The 13,941-nt window shown below is 72.9% G+C and carries 10 protein-coding genes; 6 read left to right on the forward strand and 4 right to left on the reverse strand.

Annotated elements, in window-relative coordinates:
• Positions 1-139 precede the first annotated feature (139 nt).
• The 3 genes from AB0M76_RS24670 to AB0M76_RS24680 are packed head-to-tail and all read left to right on the forward strand — an operon-like array spanning position 140 to position 3,718.
• Complete coding sequence (locus tag AB0M76_RS24670) at positions 140-1,000, forward strand: ATP-binding cassette domain-containing protein (protein WP_365954916.1); 861 nt, start codon at positions 140-142, stop codon at positions 998-1,000.
• The gene (locus tag AB0M76_RS24675) at positions 972-3,059 is read left to right on the forward strand and encodes a YhgE/Pip domain-containing protein (protein WP_365954917.1); all 2,088 of its coding nucleotides are present in this window, start codon (positions 972-974) and stop codon (positions 3,057-3,059) included. Before AB0M76_RS24670 ends, AB0M76_RS24675 begins: the two co-directional genes overlap by 29 nt.
• Positions 3,060-3,088: 29 nt before the next feature.
• Positions 3,089-3,718, forward strand: a complete 630-nt coding sequence (locus AB0M76_RS24680) for a TetR/AcrR family transcriptional regulator (protein WP_053785194.1) — start codon at positions 3,089-3,091, stop codon at positions 3,716-3,718.
• 323 nt (positions 3,719-4,041) lie between these two features.
• Here AB0M76_RS24680 and AB0M76_RS24685 read toward each other — a convergent pair whose 3' ends face one another.
• From AB0M76_RS24685 to AB0M76_RS24700, 4 genes are all read right to left on the reverse strand, one after another.
• Positions 4,042-6,477, reverse strand: coding sequence for a transglutaminaseTgpA domain-containing protein (locus AB0M76_RS24685; RefSeq protein WP_365954918.1), 2,436 nt, complete (start codon positions 6,475-6,477; stop codon positions 4,042-4,044).
• Complete coding sequence (locus tag AB0M76_RS24690; protein WP_365954919.1) at positions 6,474-7,850, reverse strand: DUF58 domain-containing protein; 1,377 nt, start codon at positions 7,848-7,850, stop codon at positions 6,474-6,476. Before AB0M76_RS24690 ends, AB0M76_RS24685 begins: the two co-directional genes overlap by 4 nt.
• Positions 7,850-8,860, reverse strand: coding sequence for a MoxR family ATPase (locus AB0M76_RS24695; RefSeq protein ID WP_365954920.1), 1,011 nt, complete (start codon positions 8,858-8,860; stop codon positions 7,850-7,852). The genes AB0M76_RS24690 and AB0M76_RS24695 overlap by 1 nt, the downstream gene beginning before the upstream one ends.
• Before the next feature lie 135 nt (positions 8,861-8,995).
• Positions 8,996-9,547 carry a carbonic anhydrase gene (locus tag AB0M76_RS24700; protein ID WP_266667851.1) on the reverse strand — a complete coding sequence of 184 codons (552 nt, stop codon included), beginning with the start codon at positions 9,545-9,547 and terminating at the stop codon, positions 8,996-8,998.
• A 366-nt stretch (positions 9,548-9,913) separates the two neighbouring features.
• Between AB0M76_RS24700 and rsmH the strand changes: the two genes are divergently transcribed.
• From rsmH to AB0M76_RS24715, 3 genes are all read left to right on the forward strand, one after another.
• Positions 9,914-10,873 carry a 16S rRNA (cytosine(1402)-N(4))-methyltransferase RsmH gene (gene rsmH, locus AB0M76_RS24705; RefSeq protein WP_365954921.1) on the forward strand — a complete coding sequence of 320 codons (960 nt, stop codon included), beginning with the start codon at positions 9,914-9,916 and terminating at the stop codon, positions 10,871-10,873.
• Entirely contained in the window at positions 10,870-11,541 is a 672-nt protein-coding gene (locus AB0M76_RS24710) for a hypothetical protein (protein WP_365954922.1), read from the forward strand. The genes rsmH and AB0M76_RS24710 overlap by 4 nt, the downstream gene beginning before the upstream one ends.
• 402 nt (positions 11,542-11,943) lie before the next feature.
• The gene (locus tag AB0M76_RS24715; protein WP_365954923.1) at positions 11,944-13,926 is read left to right on the forward strand and encodes a penicillin-binding protein 2; all 1,983 of its coding nucleotides are present in this window, start codon (positions 11,944-11,946) and stop codon (positions 13,924-13,926) included.
• Positions 13,927-13,941: the final 15 nt, after the last annotated feature.

The raw sequence follows: 13,941 nt of genomic DNA on the forward strand, positions 1-13,941 counted from the left end.
GTGACGGCCACCACTGACAATCGCCCTGACCTGCTGTTTTGCCCGGTCTGTCCGGTCAACTGCCCCCCTGTGCCCATGTGGTGCACGTAAAGGTGCTAGTTTTTGAACTGACCGGTCAGTTCAAAAGAAGGGGGACGGCGTGGACAGCCCGCACGGTGCGGCCGTCAAAGCCGAGAACTTCGGACTCAAGGGCCCGCGCGGCTGGGTGTTCCGGGGGGTGGCCCTCGACGCGGAGCCCGGCTCGCTCATCGCGGTCGAAGGTCCCTCCGGCAGCGGGCGGACCTGCCTGCTCCTCGCCCTCACCGGACGCATGAAGGCCACCGAGGGCCACGCCGGGATCGCCGGCCACCGACTGCCGAAGCACATGACCGCGGTCCGCCGGATCGCCGCCCTCGGCCCGGTCACCGGGGTCAACGAGCTCGACCAGTCCCTCACCGTCGCCGAGCAGTTGCGCGAGGGCGCACTGCTCCAGCGCCGCTACGAGGGCCCCGTGCGCGCCCTGCTCCGCCCGCGCGGCGAGCGCCGCGCCGGCGCACAGGCCCGGATCGACGCCGCCCTGGCCGCCGCCGGGCTGGACCTCGCCATGCTGCCCAAGGGCCCGCGCACCTCCATACGGGACCTGGAGCGCCTGGAGGCGGTCCGGCTGTCCGTGGCCATCGCCCTGCTGGGCTCGCCGCGGCTGCTGGCCCTCGACGACCTGGACCTCAAGCTCTCGGACGCCGAACGCGCCGAGGCCTGGACCCTGCTCCGCTCGATCGCCGCCCGCGGGACCACCGTCCTCGCGGTGTGCAGCGACGCACCGGACGACGTGACGGTCCTGCGCACGGGAGCCGTGGAGGCCGAGGCAGAGGACAAGGCCGAGGACAAGGCCGATACCGACGCCGCAGCGTCCGGCACCGACGAGAACTCCGCAGACACCGGCAAGACCGACGACACCGACGACATCGACGACGACACGAAGGGAACGGACGATGCGCTCGCCGAAGCTCGCCGCGCTTGAGCTGAAGCGGTTCGGGCGGGGGAAGCTGCCCGTGGCCGCTCTCGTCGCGCTGCTCCTGCTGCCGCTGCTGTACGGCGCGCTGTACCTGTGCTCCTTCTGGGACCCGTACAAGAACCTGAACAAGGTGCCCGTCGCTCTCGTCAACTCCGACAAGGGCGCCACCGTCGACGGCAAACACGTCGACGCCGGCGGCGAGATCGCCAGGAAGCTCCACGACAGCAAGACCTTCGACTGGCGCGAGGTCAGCGCCGAAGAGGCGGCCGAGGGAGTGGAGAAGGGGACGTACTACCTCTCCCTCACCATGCCCGCCGACTTCAGCACGAAGATCGCCTCCAGTGCGGGTGAAGACCCCACCGCCGGCGCCCTGCAGGTCCGTACGAACGACGCGAACAACTACATCGTCGGGTCGATCTCGCGCACCGTCTTCTCCGAGGTCCGCTCCGCGGCGTCCACCAACGCCTCCCGCGGCTTCCTCGACAAGATCTTCGTCTCCTTCTCCGACCTCCACGACAAGACCGCCGAGGCCGCCGACGGAGCCGACCAGCTCAAGGACGGAGCCGGCAAGGCCCAGCAGGGGGCCAAGGACCTCGCCGACGGGCTGGACACGGCGAAGGAGAAGAACGGCGAGCTGACCGGCGGGCTGACGAAGCTCAACACGGCCGCGGGCAAGCTGGAGACCGGTACGAAGGACCTCGCCGCCGGCACCCAGCAGGTCGCGGACAAGATCAACGGCACCGCCTCCCAGGTCCGCCCCTACCTGGACAACCCCAAGCAGCTCGCCGACACCGCGCTGCTCGTCGCGGACACCGCCCGGGTCGTCAACAACCACCTCGAAACCTTCAGCAAGAAGGCCCCCGCCGCAGCCAAGGTCAGCAAGCAGGCCGCCGCCCTGGCCGCCGACACGTACACCCGCACCTGCACGGGCGCTGCCGCCAAGCCCCTGCCGGCCACCTGCGCCGACATGAAGAAGCTGAAGGACGCCACCGCCGAGGCCGCCCAGCTCACCGGCGACGTCGACACCCTGGTCAAGGACTCGGGCGGCGATCTGGCCGACCTGCGCAAGCAGCTCACCGACCTGGAGAAGCAGGCCCGCAAGCTCGCCGAGGGTGCGCCCTCCCTCTCCGGCAAGCTCGACCAGGCCGTCGCCGACGCCAACGCCCTCAACACCGGCGCCCACAAGGTCGCCACCGGCATGGCCCAGCTGCACACCGGCCTGGGCAAGGCCGCCGACGGCTCCGAAGCCCTCGGCGACGGCGTCGGCAAGCTCGGCGACGGAGCCCACCGCCTCGACGGCGGCATGTACAAGCTCGTCGACGGCACCGGCGAACTCGCCGGCGGCCTGCACGACGGAGTCGGCAAGATCCCGGACTACGACCAGCAGCAGCGCGACGCCCGCACCCAGGTCATGGCCGACCCGGTGAAGCTCGCCAACCAGTCCCTGCACAAGGCGCCCAACTACGGCACCGGCTTCGCTCCGTACTTCATCCCGCTCTCCCTCTGGGTCGGCGCGATGGTCGCCTACATGCTCATCGCACCGCTGAACCGGCGCGCCCTGGCCGCCGGCGCCTCGCCCTGGCGGATCGCGTTCGCCGGCTGGCTGCCCGTGGTGGGCATCGGCGTTCTGCAGGTGCTCGCACTGATGTCCGTACTCCACTGGGCCCTCGGCCTGGAAATGGCACACCCCGCGTTGGCCATCGGCTTCCTCGCGCTGGCCACCGGCTGCTTCGCGGCGATGGTCCAGTGGCTCAACGCGAAGTTCGGGGCGGCCGGGCGGATCCTGGTCCTCGTCGTGCTGATGCTGCAGCTGACCTCGGCGGGCGGTACGTACCCCGTTGAGACCAGTCCCGCCTTCTTCAACTGGATCCACCCGTACCTGCCGATGACGTACATCGTCGAGGGGCTGCGCCGCCTCATCTCCGGCGGCGACCTCACCCGGGTCTGGGTGGGCTGCGCGGTCCTGGTTGCCTTCACGGCGGGCTCCCTGCTCCTCACCTCGCTCGCCGCCCGCGGCAAGCAGGTGTGGACGATGGACCGCCTGCACCCGGAACTGAGCCTGTAGAGATCGGTTGACCTGTGAGAATCAGCGCCATGGACACCAGCAGCACCGGTACCGGCGGCGGCGGCCGCCGGCAGGCGACGCGCCAGAAGCTCTACGAGGCGGCCGTCACGCTCATCGCCGAACAGGGATTCTCCGCGACCACGGTCGACGAGATCGCCGAGCGGGCGGGGGTCGCGAAGGGCACCGTCTACTACAACTTCGCGAGCAAGAACGAACTCTTCGAGGAGCTGCTGCGCCACGGCGTCGGCCTGCTGACGGCCTCACTGCGCACCGCGGCCGAGGAGACGGAGCAGCGGGGCGGCAGCCGGGTCGAGGCACTCGACGCGATGATCCGGGCCGGCCTCGTCTTCATCGACCGGTACCCGGCCTTCACCCAGCTGTACGTCGCCGAACTGTGGCGGACGAACCGGGCGTGGCAGTCCACGCTGATGGTGGTCCGGCAGGAGGCGGTGGCCGTCGTGGAGACGGTGCTGCGGGAGGGTGTGGAGCGGGGGGAGCTCAGCGCGGAGATCGACGTGCCGCTGACGGCTGCCGCGATGGTGGGCATGGTGCTGGTGGCTGCGCTGGACTGGCAGTCGTTCCAGAGCGAGCGGTCGCTGGACGACGTGCACTCGGCGCTGTCGCTGCTGCTGCGGGGCCGGGTCAGCGGGAACCGCTGAGAGGCTGCGTCATGACCCCCGATCGGCGGTGCCGTGGTGGGGCGGGACGGCGTAGAACTGGTGGCGCCACCGCCGCCTGAGTACGTGTACCTAGGTGCGGAAATGAGTACGCGGGCGGATGGGCCCCCACCTGCGCGGACGCCAGACTGGGGACAACGGACAGGGACCCGGTCCGGACCGCCGACACGGGGCGGCCGGTGCGGGCCGGGTACCTTCGCCGTGAGCGGGGGCGTAACGCAGCGCGGCGGGGCTCGGGGGGATCGAGCCTCGCCGCGCTGTCGCCGTTGCGGGGAGAAGCCGCCCGCAGGGCCTCCCCCTCCGCCTCAGCTCCGGCCGCGGAGGGGCAGGCGGGAGAGGAGGGCCGAGGCCCGGGTCAGTCCGGGTGTGGCGCGGGCCTTCAACGACGACCAGTGGGCCGATGCCGCCCAGCGGAGGCGGACCGCCGAGCGGGGGAGCAGCAGCGCGCGCAGGCGCGACCCGCGGCTCACCGAGCCGAGGAGGGCCGCCCGGGCCAGCAGGACGTCCGCCGTCAGGGTCTCGTACGAGACCTCCGCGCCGGGCGGGGCGTACAGCGCCTGCTCCACCGCCCCCGCAACCCGGTGCACCGCATCCGCCGCGTCCTGCTCCAGCCGGCCCAGTACCACCACACGGCCCGCGGCCCGGCGCGGCGACAGGGCCTCGTCGGGCGCGATGCCCACGTCCCACGCCGCGTCGCCCAGCTCCTCCCAGGCCGCCAGAACAGCCCCGCCCGACAGGCGGCGTGCGCGGACCCGCCTGCGCCACAGCAGGGGGAGCAGGGGGAGGGCCAGCACGACCAGCAGGGACAGGGTCCACGTCAGGACCGTGGTCAGCGACGGGCCGCTGCCGTCCGGACCCGCGTTCTGCTGCGCCGCCGCAGCCCCGCACTCGCCCAGCTTCTTCAGCTCCGGCGGGCAGTCCTCGGCCTTGGACGGCGCCGCCGACGGCTGCGTCGGGCCCTGCGAGGGCAGCGCCGTCGGCGCGGACGGCTGGGCCGCCGGGGTGTCGGCCCGGGAGTAGTCCGGGATCGTGATGCCCTGCCGCGGCGTCGGCTCGAACCGGGTCCAGCCCACGCCCTCGAAGTACAGCTCGGGCCACGCGTGCGCGTCCCGCATCGACACGTTCACGCTGCCGTCCGACTGCTTCTCGCCGGGCGTGAACCCCACGGCGACCCGCGCCGGGATACCGAGCGAGCGCGACATCGCCGCCATCGAGAACGCGAAGTGGATGCAGAACCCCTCCTTGTCCGCGAGGAACCGGGCGATGGCCTGCGGCCCCGTACCCGAGGCCACCTTCGTGTCGTAGCGGAATCCACCGTTCACGGCGAAGTAGTCCTGCAGCTTCACCGCCCGCGTGTAGTCGTCCTTCGAACCCTTCGTGACCTGGCGGGCCGTATCGGCGACCACGGCAGGCAGATTGTCCGGAAGCTTCGTGTACTCGGCCTTGATCGCCGGATTCGCCTCCGGCGCCGCCTGCAGCTCCACCGCCGTCGGCCGCAGCAGCAGGCTGCGCACCGTGTACATGGCGCCCTGCACGTTCTGGAACTTGTCCTTGCCCAGCTGGTCCCCGACCAGGGTCCGGCCGGCCGGCTCGAACCGCCACTTGCCGGGGATGTCCACGCCCGTCGCCGGGTACGGCATCGGCAGGTAGCGCTGCGCGTACGTGTCCGCCGCCGAGATGCTCGTCCGTACCTCGGTCCCGGTCGCCCGGACCTGCTCGCTCAGCCCCGGCGGGGCCGGCAGCCGCTCCGGTACGTCGGTCAGGGCGCGCCCGGAGGCCTCCCACTTGACGCCGTTGAACTCGTCCAGCGCCAGGATCCGCAGGTACTGCTCGCCGAGCTGCGGGCTGTCCGTGCGGTACTTCAGCACGACCCGGTTGTCCTGCGCGTTCAGGCTGCCCTGCAGGGAGACCAGCGGGTTGACCGCCGAGATCGTCCCGCCGACGCCCGTGCCGCCGCCCTCGGCCTCGCCCTGGGCGCCCAGCAGTCCGCCGCCGAGCGCCGGCAGCGCCGCCGGCACCGCCAGCGCGATCCCCAGCGCCACCGCGCCTATCCGCCGGCCCGTGCGTACGGGGGCCAGCGCCTGGCCCGTGCCCGCGCCGCCGCCCCCGTACCCCGAGGCCGCCGACACCCGCCCGCTCGGGGCCGCGCCGAAGACCCGGCCCCACTGGGCGAGCCGGTCGCGGCCCTCGGCCAGAAGCAGCAACAGGTAGCCGCAGCCGGCCAGCAGGAAGGAGACCGCGGAGGCCCCGGCGCCGCCGGAGAGACCCGCGGCGACCGAGTACAGCGCGAGCAGCGGCAGCCCGGCCGCGGCAGCGGTCCGCAAGGTGACCGCCAGCAGGTCCACCAGCAGCCCGATCAGCAGCACCCCGGCCAGCAGGAGCAGCCGGATGCCGTCCGTCAGCGGCGCCGGGATCGCGAACTCGCCGACGTCCTGCACGCCCCGCCGGAACAGGGCGCCGAAGTCCGTCACCAGGTAGGCCATCGGCCCGGTCCCGGTGGATTCGCCCTTGCCCGCGAACAGGAACATGAGCACCAGCAGCGACACCAGGACCTGCGAGGCCACGGTCAGCGTGCGCCCCAGCGGTACCCGCCGGGCCCCGGCCCCCACCCCGCTCTGCACGGCCAGCAGCAGCGCAGCCTGCAGCAGCCAGCCCGCCGAGTCCACCAGCGAGCCCAGCGACCACGAGGTGAGCAGGGTCGCCAGCATCGCGAAGAGCGTCACGCGCGCTCGCCCGCTCATCCCCAACCTCCGGAAGTACCCGTGCCGAGCGGAGCGTTCCCGGCCTGCCGCCACAGCTCCCCGAACGCCACCCCGGGCGGTGCGGCCAGCGCCGTCCAGCCCGCGTCGCGCAGCCTGCGCACCCGCGCCTCCACGCGCGACGGCCGCCCGGACCAGAGCGCGGAGTCCAGTACGAAGGCCACCGCGCCGCCGCAGCGCACGCGCATCCTGGCCGCCAGTTCCGCCTGTACGTCGTCCAGGTCCCCGAAGAAGGCGATGAGGAGCCCGTCACCGCCGGCTCCGCCGAAGCCACCGCCACCACCGCCGCTGCGCACCGCGTCGTACGCGCGCGAGAGGCCGGCGCCGTCGGAGTGCCCGACGACCGCGAGGGTGTCCATCATCAGCCCGACGGACTCCGCCGACTCCTGCCCGCCGGAGGACGCCCCGTATTTTTCAAAGCTGCCGCCGTCGCCGGGCACCGAGGTCCCGGTGTCCGTCAGCAGCCGTACCGAGAACCCCTGCTCGAGCAGGTGCACCAGGGACGAGGCCGCCCCGGACACCGCCCACTCGAACGCGGAGTCCGGTCCCGCGCCCTCGAAGGCGACGCCGCGGGTGTCCAGCAGGACCGTGGCCCTGCTGCGCTGCGGCTGCTCCTCGCGGCGCACCATCAGCTCGCCGTAGCGGGCGGTGGAGCGCCAGTGCACCCGGCGCAGGTCGTCGCCGCGCCGGTAGCTGCGCGGGATCACGTCGTCGTCGCCGGCCAGGGCCAGGGAGCGGCGGCTGCCGTCGCCGTAGCCGGAGGTCTCGCCGGTCAGCCGGACCGGGGGCAGCACCTCGGTGCGGGGGATGACGGTGAGCGTGTCGTACGTGCTGAACGAGCGGGTCAGCTCGACCAGCCCGAAGGGGTCGGTCAGCCGCAGCTGGAGCGGGCCCAGCGGATAGCGGCCGCGCAGGTCGGAGCGGACCCGGTAGGACACCTCGCGGCGCCCGCCGGGCTCGACCCGGTCCAGGACGAAGCGGGGCCGGGGTCCGAGGACGTACGGCACCCGGTCCTGCAGCATGAGCAGTCCGGTGGGCAGCCGGGAGACGTTCTCCATGCGCAGCTGGACCCGGGCCTCGGAACCCGCGGGCACCCGCATCGGGGTCAGCCGGCGGCTGCCGGAGACCCGGTGGCGGGTGCGGTGCAGGGCGAGGACGCAGACCAGCGGCAGCACGGCGAGCAGCAGCCCGACCCGGAGGAGTTCGCCCTGGCCGAGTACGTAGGCGCACAGGGCGGCGGCGACACCGGCGGCCAGGAAGGACCGGCCGCGGGTGGTCAGCCCCGCCAGCGAGGCGCGCAGCCCGCCGGCGCCCCGGCCCTCGCCGCCGGCGCCGCGCGGGGCACCGGCGCTCATCAGAAGCTCCGGATGCCCGCGCCGGGCGGCATCTCGCCGCGGACGTGGGCGGCGGGGACGGGGGTGCGCTGGAGGATGTCGTGGACGACCTGCTCGGCGGTGCGCCGGTTGAGCTGGGCCTGCGCGGTGGGCAGCAGCCGGTGCGCGAGGACGGGGGCGGCCAGCGACTGCACGTCGTCGGGCAGCACGTACTCCCGGCCGGACAGGGCGGCCGAGGCCTTCACGGCGCGCAGCAGGTGGAGCGTGGCACGGGGCGAGGCGCCCAGGCGCAGGTCCGGGTGGCTGCGCGTGGCGGAGACCAGGTCGACGACGTAGCGCCGGACGGGCTCGGCGACGTACACCTCGCGCACGGCCTCTATCAGCTTGACGATGTCGTGGGCGTGCGCGACGGACTGGAGGTCGTCGAGCGGGGAGACCCCGCCGTGCACGTCGAGCATCTGGAGCTCGGCCTCGGCGCTCGGGTAGCCGACGGAGACGCGGGCCATGAAGCGGTCGCGCTGGGCCTCGGGGAGGGGGTAGGTGCCCTCCATCTCCACCGGGTTCTGGGTGGCGACCACCATGAACGGGCTCGGCAGCGTGTACGTCGTGCCGTCGATGGTGACCTGGCGCTCCTCCATCGACTCCAGCAGCGCGGACTGAGTCTTCGGCGAGGCGCGGTTGATCTCGTCGCCGATGACGATCTGCGCGAAGATCGCGCCCGGCTTGAACTCGAACTCGCGGCGCTGCTGGTCGTAGATGCTCACACCGGTGATGTCGGAGGGCAGCAGGTCCGGCGTGAACTGGATGCGCTGCACCGAGCAGTCGATGGACTTCGCGAGCGTCTTGGCGAGCATGGTCTTGCCCACGCCCGGGACGTCCTCGATCAGCAGGTGCCCCTCGGCGAGCAGCACGGTCAGCGCGATGCGTACGACCTCGGGCTTGCCCTCGATCACGCTCTCGACCGAGCGGCGCACCCGCTCCGCGGTGCTCGTCAGATCCGCGAGGCTCGCTCGGTCGTCATACGTCGTCACCTGGTTCTCCTCGGCCCTTTCTGCAGGGCCGACGCTTTCGGCGCACTCCGGCCCACCCCTACACGGACGCCGGCCCGGACGGTTTTCCGGGTGGCGTCTTCCCGCATTCTTGACGGCGCTGTGGCCTTGTGTCACTCACGAGGCGGGATCGATCTCCCTCAGGAGTCCGGTGTGCACGTCGAAGACGAAGCCTCGCACATCGTCGCGGTGCGGCAGGAAGGGGTTCGTCCGGACCCGCTGCATGGACTGGCGGACGTCCTGGTCCACGTCCCGGAAGGCCTCGACGGCCCAGGCGGGGCGCTGGCCGACCTCGTCCTCGAGTTCGTGCCGGAAGTCCTCGGTCAGGCTTTCGAGACCGCAGCCGGTGTGGTGGATGAGTATGACCGTGCGGGTGCCGAGGGCGCGCTGGCTGATGGTGAGCGAGCGGATGGTGTCGTCGGTGACCACGCCGCCCGCGTTGCGGATCGTGTGGCAGTCGCCGAGCTCGAGGCCGAGGGCGGCGTGCAGGTCGAGGCGGGCGTCCATACAGGCCACGACGGCCACCTGCAGGACGGGGCGGGCGTCCATGCCGGGGTCCGCGAATTCCGCGGCGTACTGCCGGTTCGCCGCCACCAGCCGGTCCGTGACCGAGCCGCCGCTGGATGCCTGGGGGGTGGACTCTGCGGGCAGGGATGCGGAAGTCGTCATGCATACGACGGTAGTGGTCACCGCGGGTAAAGGCATGGAGTGAGGGTGGACAAAGAAGGTCAACCGGTCTTGTTGTGAGCTAACCCACAGGAGTGAGGCGAGGGCGGCCATTCAGGTGATTCGCGGCTTTTGCGGGTTCCGTGGGAGAGGGGCGCACGGCGCGCGGGGCGGTTCGTTGACCGCGGCGACCGTTGCACTAAAGTGACGCGAACCGGCCGGAGCCCGGCCCTGACCGGCCGCCCGGCCCTTACGACCTGGAGAGCAATAGCGCCCGGACGCCGGGCGCTATTGCTCTCCAGGTCGTTAGTAACACTCCGCGTGCGCGGCGCGGCGTATGCCTGCCGCGCCGTTATCTGAGAGGGCGCTTTGACTAGCGAGTCCCGACATGTCCCGGTGATGCTCCAGCGGTGCCTGGACCTGTTGGCCCCGGCGCTGGAGAGGCCCGGGGCCGTCGTCGTCGACTGCACCCTCGGCCTCGGCGGCCACAGCGAGGCCCTGCTGACCCGGTTCCCCGAGGCGCACCTGATCGGCCTCGACCGCGACAGGGAGGCCCTGCGGCTCTCCGGCGAGCGGCTCGCCCCCTTCGGCGACCGGGCCACCCTCGTCCACGCGATCTACGCCGACCTCGCGGAGGTGCTCGACGGCCTGGGCATCCCGGCCGTCCAGGGCATCCTCTTCGACCTGGGCGTCTCCTCCATGCAGCTGGACGAGGCCGACCGCGGGTTCGCCTACGCGCAGGACGCGCCGCTGGACATGCGGATGGACCAGACGACCGGCATCAGCGCGGCGGAGGTCCTCAACACGTACGCGCCCGGCGAGCTGGTGCGGATCCTGCGCCAGTACGGAGAGGAGAAGCAGGCCAAGCGGATCGTGTCGGCGATCGTGCGCGAGCGCGAGAAGGAGCCCTTCAGCAACAGCGCGCGGCTGGTCGAGCTGATCCGGGACGCGCTGCCGCAGGCGGTGAAGCGGACGGGCGGCAACCCGGCCAAGCGGACCTTCCAGGCGCTGCGGATCGAGGTCAACGGCGAGCTGTCGGGTCTGGAGCGGGCGATCCCGGCTGCGGTGGACCGGATCGCGGTGGGCGGCCGGATCGCGGTGCTGTCGTACCACTCGCTGGAGGACCGGCTCGTCAAGCAGGTCTTCGCGGCGGGCGCGACCTCGACGGCCCCGCCCGGGCTGCCGGTGGTTCCGGAGAAGTACCAGCCCAAGCTGAAGCTGCTCACCCGTGGCGCGGAGCTGCCCACGGAGGAGGAGATCGCCGAGAACCGGCGGGCCGCTCCGGCCCGCTTCCGCGGAGTCGAGCGCATCCGGGAGGCGCGGCTGTGAGCAAAGCCGGGGGACTGGGGCGGCTGCGCGGAGGCCCTCCGGGGCAGGCGGCGCGGACGCCGTTCGTCCTGCTGGTGGTGGCGCTGCTCGCGGGCGGGCTGATCAGCCTGCTGCTCTTGAACTCGGCGCTCAACCAGGGCTCCTTCCAGCTGAGCAAGCTGAAAAAGGAGACGACCGCGCTCACCGACGAGGAACAGGCGCTGCAGCGGGACGTGGACGGGTACTCGGCGCCCGACGCGTTGCAGCGGCGGGCGCATGAGCTGGGCCTGGTCCCGGGGGGCAGCCCGGTCTTCATCGGCCCGGACGGCAGGGTCACGGGGACGGCGGCAGTGGCGGAGACCCCGACCCCGACCCAGTCCGCCGCCCCGGGTTCCGCCCCCGGCTCGTCCCAGCCGGGCGCCCCGGGCTCTGCCCCGGGTGGTGCCCCCGGCTCGGCTCCGGGCGGTGCCCCAGCCGGCGCCCCGCCCGGCGCCGCAGGCTCTGCCCAGGCCGGCACCCAGGGTTCTGCCTCAGGCGGCGCCCAGGGCTCCGCCCAGACGGGCGGCCCGGCAGGCGCCCCGGCCGGCACCCCGGGCTCCGGCCCGGCCGGCGGCCCGGCGGGTGCGCCGCAGACCGGCCAGTCCGGGCCGGGCGGAGCCCCTCAGTCCAACCCGACCCCCGGAAGGTGACGTCGTGACGCGGACCCTCCCCCAGCTCCCGCCGGGGGTACCTCCGGCGGGACCTTCCCCCTGCACCGGATTGCCGGCCCCCGCCAGGCCCGGCGGGCTGCCGCTGCGCGGGGCCTTCCCGTACCCACCCTTCTCCCTCCCCCAGACTCCGTCCGGGAGGGACCCCCACCCGGGCTCCGCCCGGACCCCGCACGGGTGCGGCGCCGCGGGCGGCGGCCGGCCCCCGGCAGCGGCGCCGCACACGGACGCCGTCCCGTCGGTGAATCCAGCCCCGCGGGCGATTGAGGCGCGGGGTCTGGGGCGGAGCCCCAGGGCCGGCCGGCCCCCGCGGGGCCGTTCGGGCCCGGCGGCGGTACTGCCCCTCGGGGTGGTGGCGTGAGGGGGCAGGAGGGGCGGCGGCGGGTGCCTGGGCCCGGGCGGGCGCGGCCCGGGGGCGGCGAGCGGGCGCGGGCCAATTCGCGACCCGCGACCCGGCGGCCCGCCCCCACGAGGCAACAGCACACCATCCGCCTCGGCAGCCCCAAGCCCCGCCTGCGCCTCGTCAGCGTCGGGCTGACCCTCGTCATGCTCGCCTTCGTCGTGCGGCTGCTCCAGGTGCAGGCCGTCGATGCCTCCGCGTACTCCGCCAAGGCCTCCGAGAACCGCTTCGCGAGCTACACCCTGGCCGCCGAGCGCGGCGAGATCACCGACCGCAAGGGCGTCGCGCTCGCGACCAGCGTCGACGCGTACGACATCACCGCCGACCCGAAGATGTTCACCCCGCAGGACAGCAAGGCCCCGGACGCCCCCGAGCAGGCCGCCGCCCTCCTCGCGCCGATCCTCGGCAAGGACGCCAAGGAGCTCGCCGCCCGGCTGAAGACCAAGAACACCCGCTACGTCGTCCTCGCCCGCCGCCAGACCCCCCAGGTCTGGAACCAGATCAAGGACCTCAAGCGGGTCTTCGCCGACAAGGCCGCCGCCGACAAGAAGAGCAACGGCCCCGGCGCGAACGTCCTCGCCGGCGTGTTCAACGAGGACAGCAGCAAGCGCGTGTACCCCAACGGGGACCTGGCCGCCGGGATACTGGGCTACGTCAACGCCGAGGGCAAGGGCGCCGGCGGCCTCGAGTCCTCCCTCGACAAGAAGCTGTCCGGCAAGGACGGCGCCATCACGTACGCCCAGTCCGGCGGCCGGCGCGTGCCCACGGCCGGGTCCAGCGAGAAGCCCGCCGTGCCCGGCGAGGACATCGAGCTGACCATCGACCGCGACATCCAGTGGGCGGCGCAGAGCGCCATCACCGAGCAGGTCGCCAAGTCCGAGGCCGATCGCGGCTACGTCATCGTCCAGGACACCCGCACCGGAGAGGTGCTGGCCATGGCCAACGCCCCCGGCTTCGACCCCAACGACCTGTCGAAGGCCAGCTCCGCCGCCATGGGCAACGCGGCCCTCCAGGACGTGTACGAGCCCGGCTCCACCGCCAAGGTGATGTCGATGGCCGCCGTGCTGGAGGAGAAGAAGGCCACCCCCGAGACTCACGTCGAGGTGCCCAACCGGCTGCACCGCGGCGACCGGCTGTTCAAGGACGACATCGACCACCCGACCTGGTACCTGACCCTCAACGGGGTCCTCGCCAAGTCCTCCAACATCGGCACCATCCTGGCCACCGGCCAGCTCGGCGCCACCCAGCCCGAGTCCAACCGGGTCCTCCACTCCTACCTGAACAGGTTCGGCATCGGGCAGCCCACCGGCCTGAACTACCCGGGCGAGTCCCGCGGCATCCTCGCCCGGCCCGAGGCCTGGTCCACCTCCCAGCAGTACACGATCCCGTTCGGCCAGGGCCTCTCCCTCAACGCCATGCAGGCGGCCTCCGTGTACTCGACGATCGCCAACGGCGGAGTCCGGATCGCGCCCACCCTGGTCCGCGGCACCAAGGGCCCCGACGGCCGCTTCACGCCGGCCCCGGCCCCCGGGCAGACCCGCGTGATCAGCCCGGAGACCGCCAAGGCGCTGTCCGCGATGCTGGAGTCGGTCGTCGACGACCAGGAGGGAACCGGCACCAAGGCCCGCATCCCCGGCTACCGGGTCGGCGGCAAGACCGGCACCTCCAACCGGGTGGATCCGGCCACCGGCCGCTACAAGGGCTACACCGCCTCCTTCGCCGGCTTCGCGCCGGCCGACAGCCCGCGGATCACCGTCTACTGCGCCATCCAGAACCCCACCAAGGGCAGCTACTTCGGAGGTCAGATCTGCGGCCCGATCTACAAGAAGGTCATGGAGTTCGCCCTCAAGACCCTCCAGGTCGCCCCGACCGGAGGCGCCCCCGCCGGGCTCCCGGTGACTTTCGAAGCCGGCCCCCAGCCCGCCGCACAGCCCGCCCCCCAGCCCGCCCCGCAGCCCGGCCAGTGACCCGGGCCGCCCCGC

This window comes from Streptomyces sp. NPDC051364, assembly GCF_040682115.1.
Classification (GTDB): domain Bacteria; phylum Actinomycetota; class Actinomycetes; order Streptomycetales; family Streptomycetaceae; genus Streptomyces.

Bases quoted from the DNA above. Each gene is read 5' to 3' on its own strand.
- AB0M76_RS24685 (WP_365954918.1), bottom strand. From the start codon at position 6,477: ATGAGCGGGCGAGCGCGCGTGACGCTCTTCGCGATGCTGGCGACCCTG.
- AB0M76_RS24675 (WP_365954917.1), top strand. From the start codon at position 972: ATGCGCTCGCCGAAGCTCGCCGCGCTTGAGCTGAAGCGGTTCGGGCGG.
- AB0M76_RS24680 (WP_053785194.1), top strand. From the start codon at position 3,089: ATGGACACCAGCAGCACCGGTACCGGCGGCGGCGGCCGCCGGCAGGCG.
- AB0M76_RS24700 (WP_266667851.1), bottom strand. From the start codon at position 9,547: ATGACGACTTCCGCATCCCTGCCCGCAGAGTCCACCCCCCAGGCATCC.
- AB0M76_RS24690 (WP_365954919.1), bottom strand. From the start codon at position 7,850: ATGAGCGCCGGTGCCCCGCGCGGCGCCGGCGGCGAGGGCCGGGGCGCC.